Origin of the sequence: Brevundimonas lenta (genome assembly GCF_014196335.1) — a bacterium.
GTDB lineage: Bacteria > Pseudomonadota > Alphaproteobacteria > Caulobacterales > Caulobacteraceae > Brevundimonas > Brevundimonas lenta.
Genome location: NZ_JACIDM010000003.1, coordinates 312,388 through 335,701 on the forward strand (window position 1 = coordinate 312,388; position 23,314 = coordinate 335,701).

A 23,314-nucleotide genomic window follows, 5' to 3' on the forward strand; every position below is an offset into this window, starting at 1 on the left:
TCGCCTTCTGCACCGTAAGGGCACTCATCAAGACCGGCTGAGGGATAGGCCCTTTGACGCCGGGGCAACCTTCCAGGATCCACCCGATCCTGGAGATGGTGCCAACTCCTGCGGGGCGTCTTCGGAAGCCGCGAGAGATGAGTGAAGGAATCGGCTCCGCATGCGGGGTCCGCGTAACTTCACGGGTCTGTCACCACAGGAATTGGCTGCCCCTCCAGTCTCGTTGAGCGAGCTCTGGAGCAGGACATTGGCGTCCGCGGACTGGCCCATCGACGAAGCGCCCGGCAGGGATGTCGTCGCCCTCATCCCCGAAGATTTCCGCCTGGAGTCCGGCGAGCGCCTGGCCGCGACCACGCTGGCCGGCCGTCTGCACGGTCCGGAACACGGCCCGCTGGTCGTGGTCGCCGGCGGCATCTCCAGCGGACGGTTCGCGACGCGCTGGTGGTCGTGGGCGGTGCGCAGCGGCGGCCCCGTCGACCTGAACCGCGTCCGCGTTCTGGCCTTCGATCTTCTGCCCGGCCGCGATGGGCCGGGCGTCACCATCACGACGGCCGACCAGGCCAGGCTGCTGGCGATCCTGCTCGACGCGCTGGACGAACCGGCGATCGACGCCTTCGTCGGCGCCTCCTACGGCGGCTGCATCGGCCTGGCGTTCGCGACGACCTTCCCCGAGCGCATCCGCTCGCTGGTCGCCATCTCGGCCCCTCACCTGGCGCACCCGGCGGCCACGGCCTGGCGCGGCGTGCAGCGTCGCCTGCTGGCCTTCGCCCGTGACTGCGGCCGCGAGTCCGAGGGCGTGGCCCTGGCCCGCGAACTGGCCATGACGACCTACCGCACCCCGGACGAGTTCGGCCTGCGCTTCGCCCCGACCCCGCCGGCCCGGGCGGGCGAGGCCTATCCGGTCTGCGACTATCTGATCGCCCGCGGCGCCGCCTATGACGAGGTCACCAGCGCCGCCCGCTGGATCGCCCTGTCGGACTCGCTGGACCGCCACGCCGTCCGGCCGGAGCAGATCCGCTGCCCGCTGACGGTTCTCGGTTTCACCTCCGACCGCCTCGTCCCGATCGACGACCTGCGCGAGCTGGCCGCGCTCGCTCCGGCGGGCCGCCTCATCGAGGCCCCCTCGATCTTCGGCCACGACGCCTTCCTGAAGGAGCGCGAGGTCGTCGGCCGCGCGCTCCACGACGCCCTCCTCCCCCTCAATGCCCTGCCCCGCGAGATCGCCGCATGACCTGTTCGACCGAAGCCCACCCCTGTACGACCGCCGCCCGTCACGGCGTGAACAGCGATCCGGCGCACGGGGCGGTGATGCCGCCGCTGTACCTGTCCTCGAACTACAGCTTCGACGGACTCGATGGGAAACGGCGCTACGACTACACGCGCTCGGGCAATCCGACCCGCGACGTGCTGGGCGAGACACTGGCCAAGCTTGAAGGCGGCTGCGGCGCCGTGGTCACGGCCACCGGCATGGCGGCGGTCGATCTGGCGCTTTGCTCGCTGGAGCCGGGCGACCTGCTGATCGCCCCGCATGATCTGTACGGCGGAACGCATCGGCTGCTGTCGGCCCGCGCCCGGCGCGGCCATTTCGAGGTGGCCTTCGTAGACCAGAACGATCGCGCCGCGCTGGACGCCGCCTTCGCCCTGAAGCCGAAACTGATCCTGATCGAGACCCCGTCCAATCCGCTGATGCGGGTGGTCGACGTGGCCGACATTTGCGCCCGCGCGAAGGCCGTCGGCTGCAAGGCGGCGGTGGACAACACCTTCCTGTCGCCGGCGCTGCAGCAGCCCATCGCCCTGGGCGCCGACCTGGTGATCCACTCGACCACCAAATACATCAACGGCCACTCCGACGTGGTCGGCGGTTGCGTGGTGGCGAAGGACCCGGCCGACCTGGAGCAGTTGACCTGGTGGGCCAACTGCCTGGGCGTCACCGGCTCGCCGTTCGACGCCTATCTGACCCTGCGCGGCGTGCGCACCCTGTTCGCCCGCATCGAGCGCCAGCAGGCGACGGCCGGCCGGATCGCCGAATGGCTGGCCGCCCATCCGGCGGTGAAGGCGGTCCACTATCCCGGCCTGAAGAGCCACCCGGGCCACGCCGTCGCGGCGCGCCAGCAGGCCGGTTTCGGCGCCATGCTGAGCTTCGAACTGGCCGACATCGACTCCGTGCGTACGCTGGTCGACGGGCTGGAGGTCTTCACCCTGGCGGAGTCGCTGGGCGGCGTCGAAAGCCTGATCGCCCACCCGACGCTGATGACCCACGCCGCCATGACGCCCGAAGCGCGCGCGACCGCCGGCATCTCCGACGGCCTGCTGCGTCTGTCGATCGGGCTGGAGCATCCCGAAGACCTGCTGGCCGACCTGTCCACGGCGCTGGCCGCCGTGCCGCTGCCACAGGCGGCGCCGCTCGCCGCCGAAGCCGCCTGAGGGAACGACGCCATGACCGCCCTCCCCCTGCCCCGTTCTTTCCCGGCTCTCCCCGAGACCGCCGCCCACGCCGACGAGCCTGTAGCCCTCCTGCAGCTCGATGCGACTGACGCGATCGAGGCCGCTTCCGCGGTCTATCGCGAGGTCCGGCGCGGGCGGCGTGTCGTGGCGGTCGCCTCCGGCGGCGGCGATGCGCCGGCGCGCCTGATCGAAGCCCTGGACGCCATCGGCGTCGCCGCCGTCCAGCCCGCTCCGGGCGAGGCCCTTCTGCCCTCCGGTGTGGCTGTCGTCGCCGGACCGGACATCGGCGCCCGTCGCACCGTTGCGCCGTCGCGGGTGCTGCGGGTCGCCCTGGCCGGGTGCGGCGTCGTCGGCGGCGGCGTGCTGACGCGGCTGCAAGCCGATCCGCGGTTCGAGGTCGTCGGCGTGCTCGTCCGCGATCCCGGCAAGGCGCGCGACGTCGTCCTGCCTCCGGAACTGACGCTGTCCGATCCGGCGGCGCTGCTGGCGCGCGAGCCGGACGTGCTGGTCGAAGCCATCTCCGACGCCTCGACCGGCCTGGCCCTGATCCGGGCGGCGCTGGCGCGCGGGATCGATGTGGTCAGCGCCAACAAACAGGCGGTCGGCGGCGATCTGGCCGCCTTGACCTCGCTGGCGGAAACGTCCGGCGCGCGGCTGCTCTATTCGGCCAGCGTCGGCGGCGGCGCGCCGCTGATCGAGACCGTGCGACGGGCCCGGGCGCACGCGCCCGTGGTGCGGATCGAGGCGGTGCTGAACGGCACCTGCAACTACATCCTCAACCGCCTGGCCGACGGCCGCGACTTCGACGAGGCGCTGATCGGGGCCCGGGAAGCGGGCTTCGCCGAGGAGGATCCGTCCGCGGACCTGACCGGCCTGGACGCGGCGGCCAAGCTGGCCATCCTGGCGCATGAAGCCCTGGACGGCGGCCTGTCGCCCGACCGGATCGCCCGCGAGACCCTGGCGGCGGAGGCGGTGCTGCCGACCGGCCGGGTGCGGCAGCTGGCGCGGCTGGACGTTCGAAAGAATCTCGCCGGCGTCGCCTTCCGGGCCGTCGACGGCGATCCGCTGTTCGCTGATCTGCCGGACGAGTGGAACGCGCTGCGGGTGACGACGGGCGACGGACGGGTGTTCACCGCTCGCGGCCGTGGCGCCGGACGCGTCCCGACCACCGAAAGCGTCTGGGCCGACCTGTCCGAGCTCGCAGGCTAAAAAAACGCCGCCGGCCCTGGAGGGGACCGGCGGCGAAGGAAGCGCTTCGGTTCAGGACGATCAGAAGCGGTAGCGTGCGCCGACGTAATATTGACGGCCGGTGTGGTGGTAGACCGAGGTGCTCTGACGGTCGTCAGTGCCCACCCACTGGTGGTTTTCCTCGTCGGTCAGGTTCAGGGCTTCGAAGGTCAGCTCGACCTGGTCGGTGACCTGGTACGAGGCCGAGGCGTCGAGGTTGAACGTCTCCGCCTTGCCTTCGAGGTCGTTGCCGTTACGGCCCGGAACGTTCTGCAGGTACTGGTCGCGGTACGCAGCCGAGACGCGGGCCGAGAACTTGTCGTCCTCGTAGTACAGCGTGGCGTTCCACGATTCCGGCGACAGGTTGATCAGGTCATTGCTGACCGTGACGGTGCAGAAGTTGTTCACCCGGGTGTCGCAGTAGTCGATCTCCGACTCGACGTGGGTGTAGTTCAGCTGCACGCCCGTGTTCGAAAGCAGGCCCGGCAGGAACCGGAAGGGCTGCTGATAGCTGATTTCGAAGCCCTTCAGCGGACCGCCCTTGGTGTTCACCGCCGAGGTCAGCTGGAAGATGGTCGTGGCGTCGCAGTTGCCCGCCCCGCCGGGGCAGAAGGCCGGCGCGAAGGCCGACGGATTCAGGGCCGTCAGGGCCGCATACGGCAGGTCCTGGCGAAGGATCTGAATGTAGGTGTCGATGTCCTTGTAGAACCAGGCGAAGGACAGCAGGCTTTCCTTGGCGAAATACCACTCGACGCTGAAGTCCAGGGTGTCGGCGCGGAACGGCTCAAGACCCACATTGCCGATCGTCGCGGTGAAGTTCGGGCCGGTCGACAGCGAGGTGGTCGGGACCAGGTAGTTGGTGCCGGCCAGGGTGTTGCCGATCTGCGGACGGGCCATGACCTTGGCCGCACCGAAGCGCAGGTACAGGTCTTCGGTCGGCTGCAGGACCAGGTTCAGCGACGGCAGGGTGTCGTCGTATTCGTGGAAGCCGGTGACCTTGGTGCCGCCGCCGGTCGAGCTGTAGCCGGTGGCTTCCAGGCTGGTCCGGACGTGGCGGACGCCGAAGTTACCACGCAGCGGCATGGCGAACAGTTCGGTGTTGAAGTCGGCCTGGGCGTAGACCGCCAGGTCTTCCTCGTAGATCCGGCGGTTGCCGTTGCGGGCGTTGCCGTTGGTGATGCTGGTCAGGCGGTAGTCGCCGCCCGGCACGCCGGTGTCGCAGTTGCAGTAGATGTTGAACAGGTCGGCGATGGCGTCCAGGTCCGGACGCAGCCAGCTGGTGTCGACTCCGTTCGGGGCCAGGCCGCTGCCGAAGCCGGTCAGCATCGTGGAGATGTCGGCGACCGTTGTGCCGGCCGGCAGGGCCGGAACGTCGGTTTCCACGGCGCGACGGGCTTCGAACGAATCCGAATCGTAGGTCTTGAAGTTGACCCCGCCCTTGATGGTCACGAACTCGGAGAAATCATACTCAAGGTCGCCCTGCCACGAGGTGAACAGGGTATCGACGCTGTTCGGGCGCAGACGGATTTCCGAGCGCGGCAGGGCGGCGACGGTGTTGCCGAGATTGACGCCGCGCCAGGCCCAGGCGGCCGGATCGGTGACGTCGAAGCCGTAGTCGATCACCGGGGCGTTCATGTTGCCGCGGAAGTCGTACGAATAGCCCTGGGTGTTCTGGCGATCGAGCGTGACCGTCGTCTGGATCGGGTTGTCGAAATTCGACTCGGCCTGGCCGTAGTAGAAGCGGCCCCGGAAGTTGTCGGCGAAGTCATGCTCGGCCGAGAGGCTGATCTGCGTGTACTCGGTCGACAGGACGTCGAAGCGGCTTTCCGACCGGATGTCGACGTTGTCGAACACGCCGTAGACCAGCATGTTGTTCTCGACCACGGCCTCGCGCACGCCGATTTGCGGCTGGCCGCCGGCGCCCGCGTTGCGGCTGAACGACAGGGCTTCCAGGAAGTCTTCCTGACGCGTCGCGTCCAGCTTCGAATACAGGATGTCCAGCGACACCAGGGTCGCCGTGGTCGGGCGGTACTGGAACGAACCGGTGATGCCCAGGCGCTCTTGCTCGTGGGTCAGACGGCCATAGCGCGGCAAGCGCGGGATGAAGACGTTGGCCTGGTTGGCGGTGTTGTAGGCCGCGACATTCGCGGGCGTATTAGCCGGCCGCGTGACACCGCTGCACGAGCCGGAGCCGGGGGCGCAGAAGCCGCCGCTGTTGGTGGAGCCCGGAGGGGCCGCCGGAGCCCAACGGACCGAGCTGAAGCCTTCTTCAAGCAGGCTGCGCTCGCTGTAGGCCAGAGAGACCAGGGCGCCGAACTCGTCGTTCGAGCCGAACTGGTCGCTCAGCAGGAAGGCGACGCGCGGATTGTATTTCTCCGACAGGTCGTTGTAGCCGACCTGGGCCGAGGCGGCGGCGGTGAAGCCGTCATAGTCGAACGGGCGAACGGCCTGCAGGTCGACGGTGGCGCCCAGCGAACCTTCTTCAGTCTCGGCCGCGGCGGTCTTGCGCACGGTGATCGAGTTGAAGAGCTCGGAAGCGAAGACGTTGAAGTCGAAGCCGCGGCCGCGGTTGGCGCCGCCCGACGAGTCGGTCGCGCCGGTGGTGGCCTGGGCCTCCATGCCGTTGATGCGGGTGCGGGTGAAGTCGGCGCCCAGGCCGCGGACGGTGATCGAACGGCCTTCGCCGGCGTCGCGGTCGATGGCGACGCCCGGAATGCGCTGGATCGATTCAGCCAGGTTCAGGTCGGGGAAGTCGGCGATGTCCTCGGCGACGATGACGTCGACCACGCCGGTCTCGCGGCGCTTGGCGTCGAGGCCCGCGCTCAGGCTGGCGCGGAAGCCGGTGACGACGATTTCGTCGATCTCGGTCGCGTCTTCCTGCGGCTGGGCGTCCTGTGCGGCGGCGGCGCCGATGCCCAGCGACAGGGCCACGGCCAGACCGGACGCTCCCACGAACAGGCTACGACGAAGGGCGCGGGTCATCCCCGGCTGAATGGCTTGCATCATATGCTCCCTCCCATGGGCATATACGAACGCCGGGGTAGCCCCGGTCTATATGTTTTTGCGGTTCGACGTCGTTGGCCGCCCCGGTTTGACACCGGTGTCATGATCGTGCGCAATGCGCTCTGACACCGGTATCAATCGAGAGCCTAAACTGATGACGAACGGTTTCGCAAGGCTGGTTCGACACAAAGCCGTCACAACCGCCGCCATAACGACGCTCGCCGTGTCGCTTGGAGCACACCCGGCCGTTGCGGAGCCCGCAACAGGGGAAATTGTCGCCTTTCCGGGCGCCGAGGGCGCCGGCCGATTCGCGATCGGCGGCCGCGGCGGACAGGTGCTGCGGGTCACGAATCTGGACGACAGTGGTCCCGGCAGCCTGCGCGCCGCCGTCGAAGCGGACGGACCGCGGACGATCGTCTTCGACATCGGCGGCACGATCCGGCTGGCCTCGCCGCTGCGCATCCGCCGCGGCCGCGTCACCATCGCCGGCCAGACGGCGCCCGGCGGCGGCATCACCCTGCGCGACCAGCCACTGATCATCGCCACCGACGACGTAGTGGTCCGCCACATCCGCTCGCGCCTGGGCGACGAGAGCGGGATCGAGGCCGACGCCGTGTCTATCGAGCGCGGACGCCGCATCATTCTGGACCACATCTCGGCCTCATGGTCGGTGGACGAGACCCTGTCGGTCGGCAGCCGCTACGATCCGCCGGAGCGGGGCATCTATGACGTCACCGTGCAGTGGTCGCTGATCGCCGAGTCGCTGAACGCCTCGGGTCACGCCAAGGGCGACCACGGCTACGGCTCGCTGGTTCGCGGCGGCCACGGCGCGCGCATGACCTTCCACCACAATCTGTGGGCCTCGCACCGGGCGCGCATGCCGCGGCCGGGCAACTACAATCCGCCCTCGATCGATCCGGAAGGACCGCGCTTCGAGTTCCGTTCGAACGTCTTCTACAACTGGGGCGGCGGGCATTCGGGCTACAACGCCGACACCGACAGCGTGTCGGCCTACGCCTTCATCGGCAACAGCTACATTCCGGGGCCCGACTCGGAAGGACGCTGGGCGTTCGAGGAATCCGATCCGCTGGCGCGGGCCTGGTTCGAGGGCAACGCCATGGACGGCGTGGTTCCGGGCGACCCGTGGAGTCTGGTGAAGGACAGCGACCGCCCGGACTACCGACTGACCGCGCGACCGGACTGGGCGGAGTCGGCGAGAGAACCCGCGACCGGATCCTTGCCGCTCGTTCTGGACAGGGCCGGCGCGGGGCCGGTGCGCGACGCGGCCGACCAGCGGATCGTGGACGGCGTGCGATCCCGCGAGGACCGCATCATCGACAGCCAGGCCCAGGTGGGCGGCTGGCCGCAACTGGACGCGGGCACGCCGTGGACGGACTCCGACGGCGACGGCATGCCGGATGCGTGGGAACGCGAGCACGGCCTGAACCCGGCGGACGCGGCGGATGGTCCCGCTGACACGAACGGCGACGGCTGGACCAACCTCGAAGACTGGCTGAACAGCCTGGCGGGCTAGCGCGCCAGCCAGCCTCCGTCGACGGCCAGAACCGTGCCGTGGACATAGGCGGCCGCGTCGGACGCCAGGAACACCGCAGCGCCGCTGAGGTCCGACGGATCGCCCCAACGCCCGGCCGGGATGCGGGCGAGGATGTCGCGGTTGCGGCTTTCGTCGGCGCGCAGGGCCTCGGTGTTGTTGGTCGAGAAATAGCCCGGCGCGATGCCGTTGACGTTGATGCCCTTCGCCGCCCACTCGCACGCCAGCAGACGGGTCAGCCCGGCCAGGCCGCTCTTGGACGCGGTGTAGGACGGCACGCGGATGCCGCCCTGGAAGCTGAGCATCGAACAGATGTTGATGATCTTGCCGCCGCGGTTCGCGCCGACCCAGGTCCGCGCCACCGCCTGCGAGAGGAAGAAGGCCGACTTCAGATTGGTGTCCATCACCGCGTCCCAGTCCTCTTCCGTGAAGTCGAGGCTGTCGTTGCGGCGGATGATGCCCGCGTTGTTGACGAGGATGTCGATGGCGCTGGCGGCCTCCACGGCCTGGGCGACCACGCCGGCGATCGGCGCGGTCGAGGACAGGTCCGCGGAAATCGCGTGCAGCTTGCGCCCGGCGGCCTCGACCATCGTGGCGGTCTCGGTCGGAGCCGAGCGGCCGACGGCGACGATGTCGGCCCCGGCTTCGGCCAGGCCGACGGCGATGGCCTGGCCCAGACCGGTGTTGGCGCCGGTGACGAGCGCGGTGCGGCCGCTGAGGTCGAACGGGCTCATTTCAGCTGGCAGATGTCGAGGACGTTCATGTCCGTGTAGTCGAGGTTCTCGCCGCCCATCGCCCAGATGAAGGTGTAGTTCGACGTGCCCGAGCCCATGTGGATCGACCACGGCGGCGACACCACGGCCTCGCCGTCGGCGACGACGATGTGACGCTGAGCATCCGGCTCGCCCATGAAGTGGAAGACCCGGTCGTTGGCCGACAGGCCGAAGTAGAAATAGACCTCCGAGCGACGGTCATGCAGGTGCGGCGGCATGGTGTTCCAGACGCTGCCCGTCTTCAGGATCGTCAGGCCCAGCAGCAGCTGGCAGGACTTGCAGGTCGCCGGCACGATGTACTGGTAGATGGTCCGCTCGTTCGACGTCTCCAGCGAACCGCGCTCCAGCGGCACGGCCTGGCTGAGCGAGATGTGTTTGGTCTCGTAACGGACGTGGGCCGGGGTCGAGGCCAGGTAGTAGCGGGTGTCGCCGGCGAAACTCACATCCTTGGAGCCCATGGCGATGTAGAGGCCGTCGTTCGGCTCAAGCGTATAGGCCTCGCCGTCCACGGTGACCGTCCCGGTCACGCCGCCGACGTTGACCACGCCCAGCTCGCGCCGCTCCAGGAACGGATGACCGGCGGCCGAGGCCGGCTCGGTCTGGTCGGGCAGACGCACCGTCTTGCCGCCCGGCTCCACGCCGCCGACCACGAAGCGTTCGTAGTGGGTGTAGTTCAGGCGGATGTCGCCCGAAGCGAACAGACCGTCGATCAGATAGCGCTCGCGCAACTGGTCGTTGGTGACCCCGTCCATCATGTCCGGATGGGTTGCGTGATAGGTCTTGCAGTACATTGAACTCACCTCATTCCGGACCGGAAACCGTCGCCTTGGTAACCGGTGTCATAGATCCTAGCAAGGCGCTGCGAAGGTCAACTTGTTCTTCTACCACGCCTGGCGAAGGCGGCCCGCAGCCCAAGCCCCAGAGCCGCCCCAACCGATCCTGCGACAAACCACGAGCAGCTCAGCAAACCGACCACCATTAGCAACCCCGCCCAGAACACGAACCTGAATTCCGAGGATGCGGGCCCGCCTGACATCAATGCCGAAACGACCAGACCAGCCCAAATAAGAAGGGCGAGAGGCACGCCTGCCATCAGGCTTACGAGAGCGCCCCTGACCGACCAGCGCGCCGAAGTCCCAATGCAAGTCACGACCGCGAGCAGCGCCCACCAGGCCAGCGGATCCCCGGATGCCAGCACATCGCCCACTTGCCCCTATCCCTTTGGCGCGGCCGTCGAATCGCGCACGACCAGCGACGGATCGACCTCGGGCTGAACCAGGGTCGCCGGGTCCAGTCCGCGGCTGCGGGCGGTCAGTTTCTCGGCCGCCATCCGGCCCATGTCGCGGATCGGCAGGCGGACCGTGGTCAGGTTCGGCCAGACGCGCGAGGCCATCGGCAGGTCGTCGAAGCCGACGATGGACAGGTCGCCCGGCACGTCCAGGCCGGCGTCGCGCGCGGCCTTCATGACGCCGATCGCCATTTCGTCGTTGCCGGCGAAGATGGCCGTCGGCGGCTCCTTCATCGCCAGCAGACTCTGCGCCGCCTCGACACCGGACTCGAAGGTGTAGGCCCCCTGCCGGATGTAGGCGTCGTCCAGCGACAGGCCGTGCTCGGCCAGGCCTTCACGGAAGCCCCTGCCCCGCTCGTGCGACGACCGGAAATAGTCGGGGCCTGAGATGAAGGCGACGCGACGGTGGCCCAACTCGGCCAGGTGCCGCGCCGCTTGGGCCGCCCCACGGCTGTCGTGGGTGACCACCATGCATTCCGGGCCGTCCAGCGAGACGGAGGCGATCCGCACATAGGGGCAGTCGGCTTCCTTCAGGATGGCGATGACGCGGTCGTCTTCGGACACCGAGGGCGGCATGACCACGCCGAACAGCTTCTGGCGCACGACGAAGCCGCGCACCTGATCGAGGAAGGTCTCGGACGCGCGGTTGCAGGGATGGACGACCAGCTCGAGGCCGGATCCGCGCACGCCGTCCAGCACGCCCTGCTGCATGTTCACGACGTAGTTCGGGCTGGGGTTGTCGTAGATCATCCCGACCAGGAACGAGCGCCGAAAGGCCAGACCGCGCGCCTGCGGGTCAGGGGTGAAACCATGCTCGGCGATCACCGCCTCGACCCGCTTGCGCGTCTCCTCCTTCACGAAGGGGGAGTTGTTGATGACCCGCGACACGGTCTTCTTCGACACCTCCGCCAGACGGGCGATGTCGTTGATGGTGGCGGGCTTGCCGCCGGGCCGTCGGGTCTCGTTCACGCGAAGATTCTCTCTGGTCGAACACTGTCCTTAGGACAAAAACTCCAGCTTGTGCATACCTTTGCGCTCGCCTTATCGATGATCAGGTACCCCGGCGATGCGCCGGGCGGTCCAGAACCTCGTCCCGCAGCGGCGTCATGAAGCGCAGGTCCCAGTCGTCGGGATTGAAGGCCTTGCGCGTCGGCTCGCCGACGGCCGGATAGCCGCCGACCTCGCGCTCGTTGTCGATGATCTCGCCACGGCCTTCCGCGACCTCGGCGATCAGCAGGACATCGCGCATGTCGCGATCCCACGGACGGGCGCCGGCCTGCGACAGCACCGAGACCTGGACCTGCTCCGCCGGGATCGGCGTCAGGCCTTCCCACCAGACCGGCGGGCTCCGGGTCTCGATGATCCGGGCCGGCGCGGTGGTGTAGCGACCGAACATGCGGATCGGATCGCCGACCTGGTCCACGGCGATATTGTCGCGGCCGTAGAACTGCAGATCGCCGGCGCCGCCGATCATCAGGAAGGCCAGATGGTCGCTCGGGGTCGACGGACCGGCGCGCAGGACGTTGCCGATCGCGGTCATCTTGCCGACTTCGTAGGGGTGGTTCAGCCACTCCTCGGGCGCGAGGTTGTAGTGGATGGCGCGCGGGCCCGGATTGTAGATCAGGTTGTTGACGATCACGCCGTGGACGCCGCCCTTGAACAGCGGGCTGCGCTCGTAGTTGTGGGCGTACAGATTGCCGACGATCAGCAGGCCGCTGACGTTGTCGTGGATCAGCGACCCTTTCGAATGCTCGCCCTTCGAGTGGCTGGAATAGGCCAGGCTCTCGGCGATGACGTTGTTCGAGAAGGTGATGTTGTGGCTGGTGCCGGCGCGCCATTCCTCGGGCGTCGAACCGGTGAAGCGCGGGCCCGAGGCGGACAGGTTCTCGTCGGTGCCCCATTCCAGGCTGCAGTGGTCGACGATGACGTTGTAGGCGGACTGGGTGGAGATGCTGTCCTCGTCCCAGCCGCTCATCCACTCCTGCCCGGCCGAGCCGGGGCGGATGCGGATGTGCTGCACCACGACGTCGTGGCCGCCGATGTCCATGCCGCCGCGGATCAGGGTGATGCCCGGCGACGGCGCCGTCTGGCCGGCGATGGTGATGTAGGGGTTGGTGAGCTTCAGTGTCTTGCGGTTCAGATCGATCACGCCGCCGACCTCGAACACCACGATGCGCGGGCCCTCGGCCTCGATCGCCTCGCGCAGGGAGCCCGGCCCCTCGCTGTCCAGATTGGTCACGCGGATGATGCGTCCGCCGCGGCCGCCCGGTGTCTGCGAGGCCCAGCCCAGGGCGCCCGGGAAGGCGGCCAGGGGGGCCTCCGCCTGGGCCGCCGCGGGCTCAGGCTTCGAACGCAGCCAGTCGAACATCTGCGCCGAGGCGACGCCGGGCAGACCGGTGGTGAGGGCGAGGGCGAGAACGCCGGCGAGAAGGCGCGCAGGGGTCATGTTTCCATCCTATCCGTCGTCGCTGTTCGCCGCGACGTTGTCGAAGGAGCGCAGAACGGCTCTCTCGGGATTCAAATTGACACCGGTTTCCGTCCCGCGCAATGTCCGATCAATAACGGGAGGCGGCGTGAGCCACGCACAAGACAATTCAAACGGTTCGCCGATCGCGCGCGCCTTTACGGAGGCTCGCCGGGCCGGTCGCGCGACGCCGACCTATCCGGGCCAGGAGCCGAAAACCCTGGCGGCCGCCTATGAGATTCAGGACGACGCCATCGCCCTGTGGCCGGACCGCGTGGCGGGCTGGAAACTGGGCCGCATCAACGCCCCGCACGACGCCAATTTCGGCGCCGGACGCCTGGCGGGACCGATCTTCTCGCGCAACGTCTGGCTGGCCGGCGAGGCCCCGGTTCGTTTCGGCGTCATCCCTGGCGGATTCGCCGCGGTCGAGGCCGAATACGTACTCGAGTTGGGCGAGACTGCACCGGATCGCGACGGCTGGACGGCCGAAACCGTGGCCCCGCTGGTCGAGCGCGTCTTCATCGGCGTCGAGATCGCCGGCAGCCCCTTCGCCGGCATCAATAACCACGGCCCGGCGGTCACCGCCTCGGACTTCGGCAACAACGCCGGACTGATTCTCGGCCGCGAGGTCGCCAGCTGGCGTGAGCGCCTGTCGGGCCTGACGTGCTCGATGACCATCGACGGGGCCGTAATCGGCCGCGGCGGCGCCGCGCTGATTCCGGGCGGTCCGCTGGACTCGCTGGCCTTCCTGCTGAACCTGCTGCACCAGCGGGGGCGGCGGCTGGAAGCGGGTCAATTGATCTCGACGGGCGCCGCCACCGGCGTGCACGATATCGTCGCGGGCCAGTCGGCCATCGCCGACTTCGGTCCCGACGGCTCCATCGCCTGCGTGGCCGTGCCCGCCAACGGAGCGAACGGATGAGCCTGACCCGACGCACCCTGGCGCTGGCCGGCGTGGCCGGACTGGGTCTCGCGGGCTGCACGCCGCGGCCCGCCGCCAACGGCCAGACGGTGCTGAGCGCCGTCGACGTCCATCCCGCCGACTATCCGACCGTCACCGCCGTCAAGTGGATGGGCGAGGAGCTGGGTCGCCTGACCAACGGCCGCATCGGCATCCGCCAGTTCCCGGCGGGACAGCTGGGCACCGAGGACGACTCGATCGGCCTGACCCGCTTCCAGGCGGTGGACATCTGCCGCGTCGCCGTGGCCGCGCTGAACAACGCCTTCCCGGAAACCCGCCTGCTGGCCCTGCCCTATGTCTATCGCGATGTGGCGCACGTTCGCGCCGTGGTCGACGGCAAGATCGGCACCGAACTGCTGAACGTGTTCGAGGGGCGCGGCCTGATCGGTCTGGCCTATTACGACGCCGCGCCGCGCTCCTTCTACAATGTGCGTCATCCGGTCACCGAGCCGGGCCAGATGCGTGGGCTGAAGATGCGGTCGCCGCAGTCGGACATCTTCCTCGACTCGATCCGGGCCATGGGCGCCAATCCGACGCCGTTGACCTTCGGGGCGGTGTTCTCGTCGCTGCAGACGCACCTGATCGACGGGGCCGAGAACAACTGGCCCAGTTACCAATCGAGCCGCCAGTTCGAGGTCGCCCGATACTGGAGCGAGACCCAACACTCGTTCTCGCCGGACGCCCTGCTGATGTCGAAGGCCGCCTTCGATCGCATGACCCCGGCGGACCAGGAGATGATCCGCGACGTCGCCCGCCGGTCGGTGCAGGTCATGCGCGCCGAGTGGGACAAGCGCGAGGCCAGGGCCCGAGAGACCGTCATCGCCGCCGGCGTGCAGGTGTCGGAGGTCGACAAGGCCGCCTTCGCCGCCACCGTCCGCCCGGTGCTGGACAAGTATCTGGCCGAGCCGCGCCTGCGCGCGCTCCACGAACGTATCGCAGCAGTCGCCTGAACGACCGCGCAAACCCAACGACGCTCAGGGAGGGCGTTGAATGTCTGAATCACGACGCGGCTTGACCCGCGCGCTTGACGGTCTGGCCGCCCTCGTCATGGGCCTGGCCGGCCTGGCGCTTGTCTCGATGGCTCTCATCCAGGCCTGGCAGGTGTTCGCCCGGTATGTGCTGAACGACAGCCCTGGCTGGACCGAGCCGCTGGCGCTGCTGCTGATGAGCTTCGCCGTCATGTTCGGGGCCTCGGTGGCCGTGCGGCGGGAAACGCATTTCTCGTTCCAGACCCTGCTGCACGCCCTGCCAAATGGTCTTCAGTGGCTGCTGAAGTCGGTGTCGCGCCTGATCGCGGCTGCGGCCGGCGGGTGTCTGATGACGTACGGCGGCACCCTGATGATCGACGACTGGTCGGTGAACATGGCGGGCGCACCCCTGCCGTCTGGCCTGAAGTTCGCCGGCCTGTGCGTCGGCGGCGGGCTGATCCTGCTGTTCGCGATCGAACGACTGCTGACCGGCGACTATCACGCGCCTGAAACGACCGAAGCCGGGGACTGAGGCCATGGAGTACATCATTCTCTTCGGCGTGCTGGCCGTCCTGCTCGCCATCGGCGTACCTGTCGCCTTCTCGCTGCTGGCCGCCACCCTGGCGACTGTGATCTATCTCGCGCTGCCGCCCATCGTCGTGTTCCAGCAAATGGGGTCGGACATCACCTCGGTGGCCCTGCTGGCCATTCCGCTGTTCATCTTCACCGGCGAGTTGATGATGAAGGGCGGCCTGTCCGACCGCATGATCGCCCTCGCCGGATCGATGGTCGGCCATATCCGAGGCGGCCTGGGCCAGGTGACTGTCGTCGGCTCGACGCTGTTCGGCGGCGTCTCGGGCAGCGCCATCGCGGACGTCTCCGCCATCGGCGGCACCATGATCCCGCAGATGCAGAAGCGCGGCTACGACAGCGACTACGCCGTCAACGTGACCATCTCGGCGGCCCTGGTCGCCCTGCTGGTTCCGCCGTCGCACAACATGATCCTGTACTCGGCCTCGGCCGGGGGCGGGGTTTCGATCTCGGACCTGTTCGCCGCGGGCATCCTTCCGGCGGGGCTGCTTGCCGTCTCGCTGATGATCGTCTCGTACGTCATGGCGCGCCGTCGCGGCTATGCGGCCGAACCCTTCCCCGGCTTCGGCCAGGTCCTGACCCGTCTGGTCGCGGCCATTCCCGGCCTGCTGCTGGTCGGCATCATCTTCGGCGGCATCCGGGCCGGCATCTTCACGGCCGTGGAAAGCGCCTCGATCGCCGTTGTCTACGCCACCGTGGTCACCGGCATCGTCTATCGCCACATGAGCTGGACCGCCTTCAAGGCCGCCTGCACAGGCGCGGCCCGCACCTCGGGCGCGGTGCTGTTCATCATCGGCTGCGCCGGCGCGTTCGGCTGGCTGATGGCCTATATGCAGGTCCCGTCGATGATGGTCAGCCTGCTGCAGACCCTGACTGACAACCCGATCCTGATCCTGCTGCTGATCAACGTCATCCTGCTGGTGCTCGGCACCTTCATGGACATGGCGCCCCTGATCATCATCTGCACCCCGATCTTCCTGCCTGTGGCCAAGGCCTACGGCGTGGACCCGGTCCAGTTCGGCGTGATCCTGCTGCTCAACTGCGGCATCGGTCTGATCACCCCGCCGGTGGGCTCGGTCCTGTTCGTGGGCAGCGCCATCGCCAAGGTGCCGATGACCCACAGCCTGCGCTCGATCTGGCCCTTCTACCTGGCTTGCACCGCCGTGCTGATGCTGGTCACCTTCGTTCCGGCGCTTTCGCTGTGGCTGCCCTCGCTGCTGAAATGACCGATCTGAAGGGCCTCCGACCGGCCCGGGACTGCCGCTGGGATTGCGTCGCCCTGGGCGAGGTCATGCTGCGCCTCGATCCCGGCGAAGGCCGCATCCGCACCGCCCGTTCGTTCGCGGTCTGGGAGGGCGGCGGCGAGTACAATGTCGCCCGCGGCCTGCGGAAGACCTTCGGCCTGCGCAGCACGGTGGTCACCGCCCTGCCCCGCACCGAGACCGGCGCCCTGGTCGAGGACCTGATCTCGCAAGGCGGCGTGGACACGTCCCACATCCTGTGGCGCGAGGCCGACGGCGTCGGCCGCAACACCCGCGTCGGCCTGAACTTCACCGAGCGCGGCTTCGGCGTACGCGGCGCGCTGGGCTGTTCCGACCGGGCCAATTCCGCGGCGTCGCAGATGAAGCCGGACGAGATCGACTGGGACCATCTGTTCGGCGCCGAGGGCGTCCGCTGGCTGCACACCGGCGGCATCTTCGCCGCCCTGTCGGCGGACACGGCCGAGACCACCCTGGCCGCCATCCACGCCGCCAAACGCCACGGCGTCATCGTCAGCTACGACCTGAACTATCGCGCCAGCCTGTGGTCCAGCCATCCCGATCCGGATGCCGCCCGCCGCGTGAACCGCGAGATCGCCGGTCTGGTCGATGTGCTGGTGGGCGACGAGTACGCCTATGCGTCGTGCCTCGGCATCGAGACCGCTGACAAGCGCAGCGACCCCGCCGACAGCCGCCCGTTCGACACCCTGGTCGACCGGCTGGCGAAGGAGCTGCCGAACGTCCAGGTCTTCGCCGCCACCCTGCGCGATCCGGTGTCCGCCTCGATCAACCGCTGGGGCGGGGTGCTGTGGAGCGGCGGAGAACGCTACGCCACGGCGATCAACGAGGTCGCCGTACTGGACCGCGTCGGCGGCGGCGACGGCTTCGTCTCGGGTCTGGCGTACGCGTATCTGGAGGGCCTCGGCCCGCAGGCGGCGGTGGACTACGGCACGGCGCACGGGGCCATCGCCATGACCACGCCGGGCGACAACGCGATGACCTCGCTGGCCGAGGTGAAGGGGCTGGTCGAGGGCCGGGGTGCGGCGGCGGTCCGCTGAGCCTTCCTTCTCCCGATGGGAGAAGGTGGCCGGGCGGAGCCCGGTCGGATGAGGGTCGACCCTCACCCTTTCGCGCAAGGACGATCGCTTCGCTCTCGTGCGCTCAAGCCCTCTCCCATCGGGAGAGGGATAGGGTAGGCTCCGTTGCGAACGCCCCGGGGAGGGACCATGACCGACGCCGCAGCCGCCGAAGCCCACACCGTCGACCGCAAGGACCGGCTGGTCATCCTTGCCTCGTCCGTCGGGACGGTGATCGAGTGGTACGACTTCTATCTGTACGGCTCGCTGGCGGCGATCATCACGGCGCAGTTCTTCTCGGGCGTGAACGAGACCACTGGCTTCATCTTCGCGCTGATGGCGTTCGCAGCCGGGTTCGCGGTGCGGCCGTTCGGGGCGATCTTCTTCGGCCGGATGGGGGACCTGTGGGGGCGCAAGAACACCTTCCTGGTGACCATGCTGCTGATGGGCCTGTCGACCTTCGTGGTCGGCCTGCTGCCGTCCTATGCAGCCATCGGCGTGGCGGCCCCGGTGGTCCTGGTGCTGATGCGGCTGGTTCAGGGTCTGGCGCTGGGCGGCGAGTACGGCGGCGCGGCCACCTATGTCGCCGAGCATGCCCCGCCGGGTAAGCGCGGCTTCTACACCAGCTTCATCCAGATCACCGCGACGGCCGGCCTGATGCTGAGCCTGCTGGTGATCCTGGGCGTGCGGCTTCTGGTCGGCGAGGAGGCGTTCAAGGAGTGGGGCTGGCGCATCCCCTTCCTGGTCTCGATCCTGTTGCTGGGCGTGTCGCTGTGGATCCGGCTGAAGCTGTCCGAGAGCCCGGCCTTCCAGCGCATGAAGGCCGAGGGAAAGGGCTCGACCACGCCGCTGAAGGACAGCTTCGGCAAATGGCCCAATCTGAAGCTGGTGCTGCTGGCCCTGTTCGGCCTCGCCGCCGGCCAGGCGGTGGTCTGGTACACGGGCCAGTTCTACGCCCTGTTCTTCATCGAGAAGACGCTGCGGGTCGATCCGGCGCTGGCCAATGTGCTGGTCGCCATCGCCCTGTTCCTGGCCACGCCCTTCTTCGTCTTCTGGGGCTGGCTGTCGGACAAGATCGGACGCAAGCCGATCATCCTGGCCGGCTGCCTGCTGGCGGCCATGACCTATTTCCCGCTGTTCCACGCCCTGACCGGCGCGGCCAATCCGCAGCTGGCGCGCGCCAACGCCACCGCGCCGGTGATCGTCATCGCCGACCCGGCCGACTGCTCGTTCCAGTTCGATCCGATCGGCAAGACCGTCTTCGACAGCTCGTGCGATCTGGCCAAGTCGCACCTGGCGAAGGCCGGCGTCAGCTACAAGACCGGCGAGGCCCCGGCCGGTTCGGTGGCCTCGGTCCGCATCGGCGACATGATCGTGCCCGGCTTCGTCGGCGACGCCGCCGGTCGTGCGGCCTGGGAGAAGACGCTGGGTGAGGCGCTGACCGCGGCGGGCTATCCGGCGAAGGCGGACAGCGCCCTGGTCGACAAGCCGCGGGTGGTCGGCATCCTGTTCCTGCTCGTGCTGTACGTGACCATGGTCTACGGGCCGATCGCGGCGGCCCTGGTGGAGATGTTCCCGACCAACATCCGCTACACCTCGATGTCCCTGCCCTATCACATCGGCAACGGCTGGTTCGGCGGCTTCCTGCCGACCACGGCCTTCGCCATCGTGGCCGCCACCGGCAACATCTACTACGGCCTGTGGTACCCGGTCGCGATCGCGGTGCTGACAGTGATCGTCGGCGGCCTGTTCATCCGCGACCGCAAGGACGTCGACCTCCATGCCTGAGGCGGTTCCCCTGGCCATAAGCGGCCCGGCGTCGGCGCTGCTGCTGCCGCTGTTCCTGCATTTCGGCCTGGTCGTCGGCCTTTACGCCGTGCTGACCTGGGCCCGGATGGTGACGGTCCGGCGCGGCGAAGCGAGCAAGAACGACTTCGCCCGCGCGGACGGCGACAAGCCGCTGTCGGCGCGCATCCAGCGCAACCTGGCCAACCAGTTCGAGGCGCCGCCGTTCGCCTGGATCGCGGCCCTGCTGCTGATCATGGCGGACCGGGTCACGACGCTGGATGTCGCCGCCGCCTGGGTGTTCCTGATCGGCCGTCTGATCCACTCCCTGGTCCAGTGCACCGGCGACAACGTCGCCTTGCGCGGCCAGGTGTTCACGATCAATTTCCTGGGCCTTCTCTGGCTCATGGGCCACGCCTTCCTGGCGGTCGTCGGCCTGGTCTGAGATCGTCCGTTCAAAGGAAGCGCCATGTCCGATCCCGAGCTCTATCCCGTCCCGTCCGAATGGGCCCAGCGCGCCCGGATGACGAAGGCGGGGTACGAGGCGGCGCGGGTCGCGGCGCATGAGCGGCCGGACGCCTTCTGGAGCGAACAGGCGCGCCGGCTGGACTGGTTCTCGCCCCCGACGGACATCAAGGACGTCTCGTTCGACAAGGCCGATTTCCACATCCGCTGGTTCGCGAACGGCGAGTTGAACGTCGCCTGGAACTGCCTCGACCGGCATCTGGAGACGCGCGGCGACGAGACGGCGATCATCTGGGAGGGCGACGAGCCGACCCAGTCGGGCAAGCTGACCTATCGCGAGCTGCACGCCGAAGTCTGCCGCATGGCCAACGTCCTGAAGGGCCTGGGCGTGGCGAAGGGCGACCGGGTGACGATCTATCTGCCGATGATCCCGGCGGCGGCGGTGGCCATGCTGGCCTGCGCGCGTATCGGCGCGATCCATTCGGTGGTGTTCGGCGGCTTCTCGCCCGACAGCCTGGCGGGCCGGATCGAGGACTGCGGCTCGAAGGTGGTCATCACCGCCGACGAGGGTCTGCGCGGCGGCAAGCGCGTGCCGCTGAAGGCCAATGTCGATGCGGCGCTGGAGAAGGTGAGCGTCGACAAGGTGCTGATCGTCTCGCACACCAATGCGCACATCCCGATCGTCGAGGGTCGCGACGTCCGCTACGGCGAGGCCAAGCACGGGGTCGACGACGACTGCCCGTGCGAGCCGATGAATGCGGAGGACCCGCTGTTCATCCTCTACACCTCGGGCTCGACGGGAAAGCCGAAGGGCGTGCTGCACACCACCGGCGGCTACCTGTTCTGGGCCGCGTGGACGCATGAGCTGGTGTTCGACTACCGGCCCGGCGAGGTGTTCTGGTGCACCGCCGACGTGGGCTGGGTCACTGGCCACAGCTATTGCGTCTATGGCCCGCTGGCCAACGGGGCGACGACCCTGATGTTCGAGGGCGTGCCCAACTATCCGGACTCCAGCCGCTTCTGGCAGGTCGTCGACAAGCACCGGGTCGAGATCTTCTACACCGCGCCGACCGCGCTGCGGGCCCTGATGCGCGAGGGCGACGGGCCGGTGAAGGCGACGTCGCGGGAGTCGCTGCGCCTGCTCGGCACCGTCGGTGAGCCGATCAATCCGGAAGCCTGGCGCTGGTATCACGAGGTGGTCGGCGAGGGGCGCTGCCCCATCGTCGACACCTGGTGGCAGACCGAGACCGGCGGCGTGCTGGTCTCGCCCCTGCCCGGCGCGACTGACCTGAAGCCGGGCTCGGCGACGAAGCCCCTGCCGGGGGTGGAGCTGGAGCTGGTCGATGCGGACGGGACGGTGCTGGAGGGCGCGGCGTCGGGCAATCTGGTGATCACCGACAGCTGGCCCGGCCAGATGCGCACCGTCTGGGGCGATCACCAGCGCTTCTTCGACACCTATTTCAGCGCCTATCCGGGCAAGTATTTCACCGGCGACGGCTGCCGTCGCGACGAGGACGGCTATTACTGGATCACCGGCCGGGTGGACGACGTGATCAACGTCTCGGGCCACCGCATGGGCACGGCCGAGGTCGAGAGCGCGCTGGTGCTGCACGACGTCGTGGCCGAGGCGGCGGTGGTCGGCTTCCCGCACGACATCAAGGGCCAGGGCATCTACGCCTACGTCACCCTCAACGTCGGGATCGAGCCGTCCGAAGAACTGCGCCGCGACCTGGTCGCCCACGTCCGCAAGGAGATCGGGCCGATCGCCGCGCCGGACGTGATCCAGTGGGCCCCGGGTCTGCCCAAGACCCGCTCCGGCAAGATCATGCGCCGCATCCTGCGGAAGATCGCCGAAAACGACGTCGGGGCGCTGGGGGACACGTCGACCCTGGCCGATCCGGCGGTGGTGGACGACCTGGTGCGGAACCGGGCGGGGGCGTAACTCCACATTATCCGCTCATCCCCGCGAAAGCGGGGACCCAGAGCTTTGGGTGATCGGTATCGGCCGATCACGCTCTGGCCGCTGTCCTGAAACTCCGGAGTTCTTCCAAAAGAACTGGGTCCCCGCTTTCGCGGGGATGAGCGGGTTGTTGCTGCGTGTCAGATCGCGTCCAGGGCCTGGACCAGGTCCGCGTACAGATCGTCGACGTTCTCGATGCCGACCGACAGGCGGACCAGGTTGTCGCCGATGCCGCAGCGGGTCTTGGCCTCGGGGCTGTAGTCCGAGTGAGTGGTGCTGGACGGGTGCGAGACGAGGCTCTCGGTGCCGCCCAGGCTGACCGCCAGCTTGAACAGCTTCAGCGCATTGAGCATGCGGAAGGCCTCGGCCTCGCCGCCCTTGAGGCGCAGCGAGAAGGTCGAGCCGGTCCCCGTGCACTGGCGCGCGAAGATGGCCTGCTGGGCGGGGGTGGTCTCGACGCCGCCGGCGTCGAGCACGCCCTCGACCTTCGGGTGGCCGCGCAGGCGTTTGACCAGCTCCATGGCGTTGACCTGCGAGCGCTCCATGCGGATGTGCAGGGTCTCCAGGCTGCGCATCAGCAGCCAGGCGGTGTGCGGGTCGGTGATCGTGCCGCAGATGGTGCGCATCTCGGCGACGCGGCCCATCAGGTCGGCGCGGCCGAGGCAGGCGCCGGCGATCAGGTCCGAGTGGCCGCCGACGTATTTGGTCAGCGAGTACAGGATCAGGTCCGCGCCGTGGGCCAGCGGCTTCTGCCACAGCGGGCCGAGGAAGGTGTTGTCGACCACCAGCGGCGGCGGCTCGGCCTGGCCCAGCGCCTTGATGGCGGCGGCGGCGGCTTCGAGGTCGATCAGCTGGTTGGTGGGGTTGGCGGGCGTCTCGACATAGACGGCGGCGACACGGCCGCCGCGGGCCTTGGCCTGTTCGGCAGCGGCGTTGATGGCGCGGGTCAGGGCCGCGCCGCAGTCGTCGTCGGCGACGCTGACGGTGGCCACGCCCATGCGCGGCAGGATGCGGTCGAACAGATACTCGGTGCCGCCGTAGGCCGGGGCCGTATAGACGACCACGTCATTGGGCCGGCTCAGCGCCAGGATGGTGGTCGAGATGGCCGCCATGCCGCTGGAGAAGACCAGGGCCTTGTCGGCCCCGTCCCACACCGCCAGCCGGTCCTCGAGGATCTCGAGGTTGGGGTTGTTGATTCGGGAATAGATCAGGCCCAGGGCCTCTTCCGGGTCCTTCTCGCGCAGGCCGTAGGCGACCTCGAAGAAGCGCTTGCCGTCTTCGGCCGAGCGGAACACGAAGGTCGAGGTCTGGAAGATCGGGGCCTTGATCGAGCCCTCCGACAGGGTCGGATCGTAGCCGTAGCCCATCATCAGGGTTTCCGGCGCCAGCGGGCGGTCGCCAAATACGCGGCTCTTGTGACTCATACGGTTACTCCTCGGGGGAGGCCTCTAGACGACTCGGGGAACGCCGTCACGCGGCGCCGCAAGGTGTGGCCCA

General features: G+C 68.5%; 18 protein-coding genes and 1 riboswitch. Of the genes, 12 read left to right on the forward strand and 6 right to left on the reverse strand.

Features of this window, described 5'->3' with window-relative positions; translation table 11 throughout:
* Positions 1-21 precede the first annotated feature (21 nt).
* Positions 22-144: riboswitch (SAM riboswitch) on the forward strand.
* Positions 145-247: 103 nt separating this feature from the next.
* The 3 genes from metX to GGR12_RS14760 are packed head-to-tail and all read left to right on the forward strand — an operon-like array spanning position 248 to position 3,654.
* Positions 248-1,231 (forward strand): homoserine O-succinyltransferase MetX, encoded by a 984-nt coding sequence (gene metX / locus GGR12_RS14750; protein WP_246328946.1) that lies wholly within the window; start codon positions 248-250, stop codon positions 1,229-1,231.
* Positions 1,228-2,424, forward strand: coding sequence for a cystathionine gamma-synthase (gene metB, locus GGR12_RS14755; protein ID WP_183205260.1), 1,197 nt, complete (start codon positions 1,228-1,230; stop codon positions 2,422-2,424). The genes metX and metB overlap by 4 nt, the downstream gene beginning before the upstream one ends.
* A 12-nt stretch (positions 2,425-2,436) precedes the next feature.
* Positions 2,437-3,654, forward strand: a complete 1,218-nt coding sequence (locus tag GGR12_RS14760; protein WP_183205262.1) for a homoserine dehydrogenase — start codon at positions 2,437-2,439, stop codon at positions 3,652-3,654.
* Positions 3,655-3,714: 60 nt separating this feature from the next.
* Here GGR12_RS14760 and GGR12_RS14765 read toward each other — a convergent pair whose 3' ends face one another.
* The gene (locus GGR12_RS14765; RefSeq protein ID WP_221212405.1) at positions 3,715-6,678 is read right to left on the reverse strand and encodes a TonB-dependent receptor; all 2,964 of its coding nucleotides are present in this window, start codon (positions 6,676-6,678) and stop codon (positions 3,715-3,717) included.
* 331 nt (positions 6,679-7,009) lie between these two features.
* On the opposite strand from GGR12_RS14765, the gene GGR12_RS14770 reads away from it, so the two are divergent.
* Complete coding sequence (locus tag GGR12_RS14770) at positions 7,010-8,209, forward strand: pectate lyase (RefSeq protein ID WP_221212406.1); 1,200 nt, start codon at positions 7,010-7,012, stop codon at positions 8,207-8,209.
* Here the strand turns inward: GGR12_RS14770 and kduD are convergent.
* The 4 genes from kduD to GGR12_RS14790 all read right to left on the reverse strand — a co-directional run bounded on the left by kduD (position 8,206) and on the right by GGR12_RS14790 (position 12,734).
* Positions 8,206-8,961 (reverse strand): 2-dehydro-3-deoxy-D-gluconate 5-dehydrogenase KduD, encoded by a 756-nt coding sequence (gene kduD, locus GGR12_RS14775; RefSeq protein ID WP_183205266.1) that lies wholly within the window; start codon positions 8,959-8,961, stop codon positions 8,206-8,208. The two genes, GGR12_RS14770 and kduD, sit on opposite strands and share 4 nt — an antisense overlap.
* On the reverse strand, positions 8,958-9,791 hold the full coding sequence (kduI, locus tag GGR12_RS14780; protein ID WP_183205268.1) for a 5-dehydro-4-deoxy-D-glucuronate isomerase: 834 nt from the start codon (positions 9,789-9,791) through the stop codon (positions 8,958-8,960). Before kduI ends, kduD begins: the two co-directional genes overlap by 4 nt.
* A gap of 422 nt (positions 9,792-10,213) precedes the next feature.
* Positions 10,214-11,257, reverse strand: coding sequence for a substrate-binding domain-containing protein (locus tag GGR12_RS14785; RefSeq protein WP_183205269.1), 1,044 nt, complete (start codon positions 11,255-11,257; stop codon positions 10,214-10,216).
* An 82-nt stretch (positions 11,258-11,339) separates the two neighbouring features.
* On the reverse strand, positions 11,340-12,734 hold the full coding sequence (locus GGR12_RS14790) for a pectate lyase family protein (protein ID WP_183205271.1): 1,395 nt from the start codon (positions 12,732-12,734) through the stop codon (positions 11,340-11,342).
* Between the two features lie 127 nt (positions 12,735-12,861).
* Here GGR12_RS14790 and GGR12_RS14795 point away from each other — a divergent pair, with 127 nt between their 5' ends.
* From GGR12_RS14795 to acs, 8 genes are all read left to right on the forward strand, one after another.
* Positions 12,862-13,674, forward strand: a complete 813-nt coding sequence (locus GGR12_RS14795) for a 2-keto-4-pentenoate hydratase (RefSeq protein WP_221212407.1) — start codon at positions 12,862-12,864, stop codon at positions 13,672-13,674.
* Positions 13,671-14,663: a TRAP transporter substrate-binding protein gene (locus GGR12_RS14800; protein ID WP_221212408.1), complete on the forward strand. Its 993-nt coding sequence runs from the start codon at positions 13,671-13,673 to the stop codon at positions 14,661-14,663. Before GGR12_RS14795 ends, GGR12_RS14800 begins: the two co-directional genes overlap by 4 nt.
* 61 nt (positions 14,664-14,724) lie before the next feature.
* Positions 14,725-15,213 (forward strand): TRAP transporter small permease, encoded by a 489-nt coding sequence (locus tag GGR12_RS14805; protein ID WP_221212409.1) that lies wholly within the window; start codon positions 14,725-14,727, stop codon positions 15,211-15,213.
* A gap of 4 nt (positions 15,214-15,217) precedes the next feature.
* On the forward strand, positions 15,218-16,498 hold the full coding sequence (locus GGR12_RS14810) for a TRAP transporter large permease (protein WP_183205273.1): 1,281 nt from the start codon (positions 15,218-15,220) through the stop codon (positions 16,496-16,498).
* Positions 16,495-17,589 carry a sugar kinase gene (locus GGR12_RS14815; protein ID WP_183205275.1) on the forward strand — a complete coding sequence of 365 codons (1,095 nt, stop codon included), beginning with the start codon at positions 16,495-16,497 and terminating at the stop codon, positions 17,587-17,589. Before GGR12_RS14810 ends, GGR12_RS14815 begins: the two co-directional genes overlap by 4 nt.
* A gap of 168 nt (positions 17,590-17,757) precedes the next feature.
* Entirely contained in the window at positions 17,758-19,395 is a 1,638-nt protein-coding gene (locus tag GGR12_RS14820; RefSeq protein ID WP_183205277.1) for an MFS transporter, read from the forward strand.
* Positions 19,388-19,837, forward strand: a complete 450-nt coding sequence (locus GGR12_RS14825) for an MAPEG family protein (RefSeq protein WP_183205279.1) — start codon at positions 19,388-19,390, stop codon at positions 19,835-19,837. The genes GGR12_RS14820 and GGR12_RS14825 overlap by 8 nt, the downstream gene beginning before the upstream one ends.
* Positions 19,838-19,861: 24 nt before the next feature.
* Positions 19,862-21,799 (forward strand): acetate--CoA ligase, encoded by a 1,938-nt coding sequence (gene acs / locus GGR12_RS14830; protein ID WP_183205281.1) that lies wholly within the window; start codon positions 19,862-19,864, stop codon positions 21,797-21,799.
* Between the two features lie 158 nt (positions 21,800-21,957).
* Here acs and GGR12_RS14835 read toward each other — a convergent pair whose 3' ends face one another.
* Positions 21,958-23,241 carry a cystathionine gamma-synthase family protein gene (locus GGR12_RS14835; RefSeq protein WP_183205283.1) on the reverse strand — a complete coding sequence of 428 codons (1,284 nt, stop codon included), beginning with the start codon at positions 23,239-23,241 and terminating at the stop codon, positions 21,958-21,960.
* Between the last annotated feature and the right edge of the window lie 73 nt (positions 23,242-23,314).

Coding starts and splice junctions, on each gene's coding strand:
- GGR12_RS14760 (WP_183205262.1), top strand. CDS start 2,437: ATGACCGCCCTCCCCCTGCCCCGTTCTTTCCCGGCTCTCCCCGAGACC.
- GGR12_RS14810 (WP_183205273.1), top strand. CDS start 15,218: ATGGAGTACATCATTCTCTTCGGCGTGCTGGCCGTCCTGCTCGCCATC.
- GGR12_RS14800 (WP_221212408.1), top strand. CDS start 13,671: ATGAGCCTGACCCGACGCACCCTGGCGCTGGCCGGCGTGGCCGGACTG.
- GGR12_RS14765 (WP_221212405.1), bottom strand. CDS start 6,678: ATGATGCAAGCCATTCAGCCGGGGATGACCCGCGCCCTTCGTCGTAGC.
- acs (WP_183205281.1), top strand. CDS start 19,862: ATGTCCGATCCCGAGCTCTATCCCGTCCCGTCCGAATGGGCCCAGCGC.
- GGR12_RS14790 (WP_183205271.1), bottom strand. CDS start 12,734: ATGACCCCTGCGCGCCTTCTCGCCGGCGTTCTCGCCCTCGCCCTCACC.
- GGR12_RS14815 (WP_183205275.1), top strand. CDS start 16,495: ATGACCGATCTGAAGGGCCTCCGACCGGCCCGGGACTGCCGCTGGGAT.
- kduD (WP_183205266.1), bottom strand. CDS start 8,961: ATGAGCCCGTTCGACCTCAGCGGCCGCACCGCGCTCGTCACCGGCGCC.
- GGR12_RS14825 (WP_183205279.1), top strand. CDS start 19,388: ATGCCTGAGGCGGTTCCCCTGGCCATAAGCGGCCCGGCGTCGGCGCTG.
- GGR12_RS14820 (WP_183205277.1), top strand. CDS start 17,758: ATGACCGACGCCGCAGCCGCCGAAGCCCACACCGTCGACCGCAAGGAC.
- GGR12_RS14835 (WP_183205283.1), bottom strand. CDS start 23,241: ATGAGTCACAAGAGCCGCGTATTTGGCGACCGCCCGCTGGCGCCGGAA.
- metB (WP_183205260.1), top strand. CDS start 1,228: ATGACCTGTTCGACCGAAGCCCACCCCTGTACGACCGCCGCCCGTCAC.
- kduI (WP_183205268.1), bottom strand. CDS start 9,791: ATGTACTGCAAGACCTATCACGCAACCCATCCGGACATGATGGACGGG.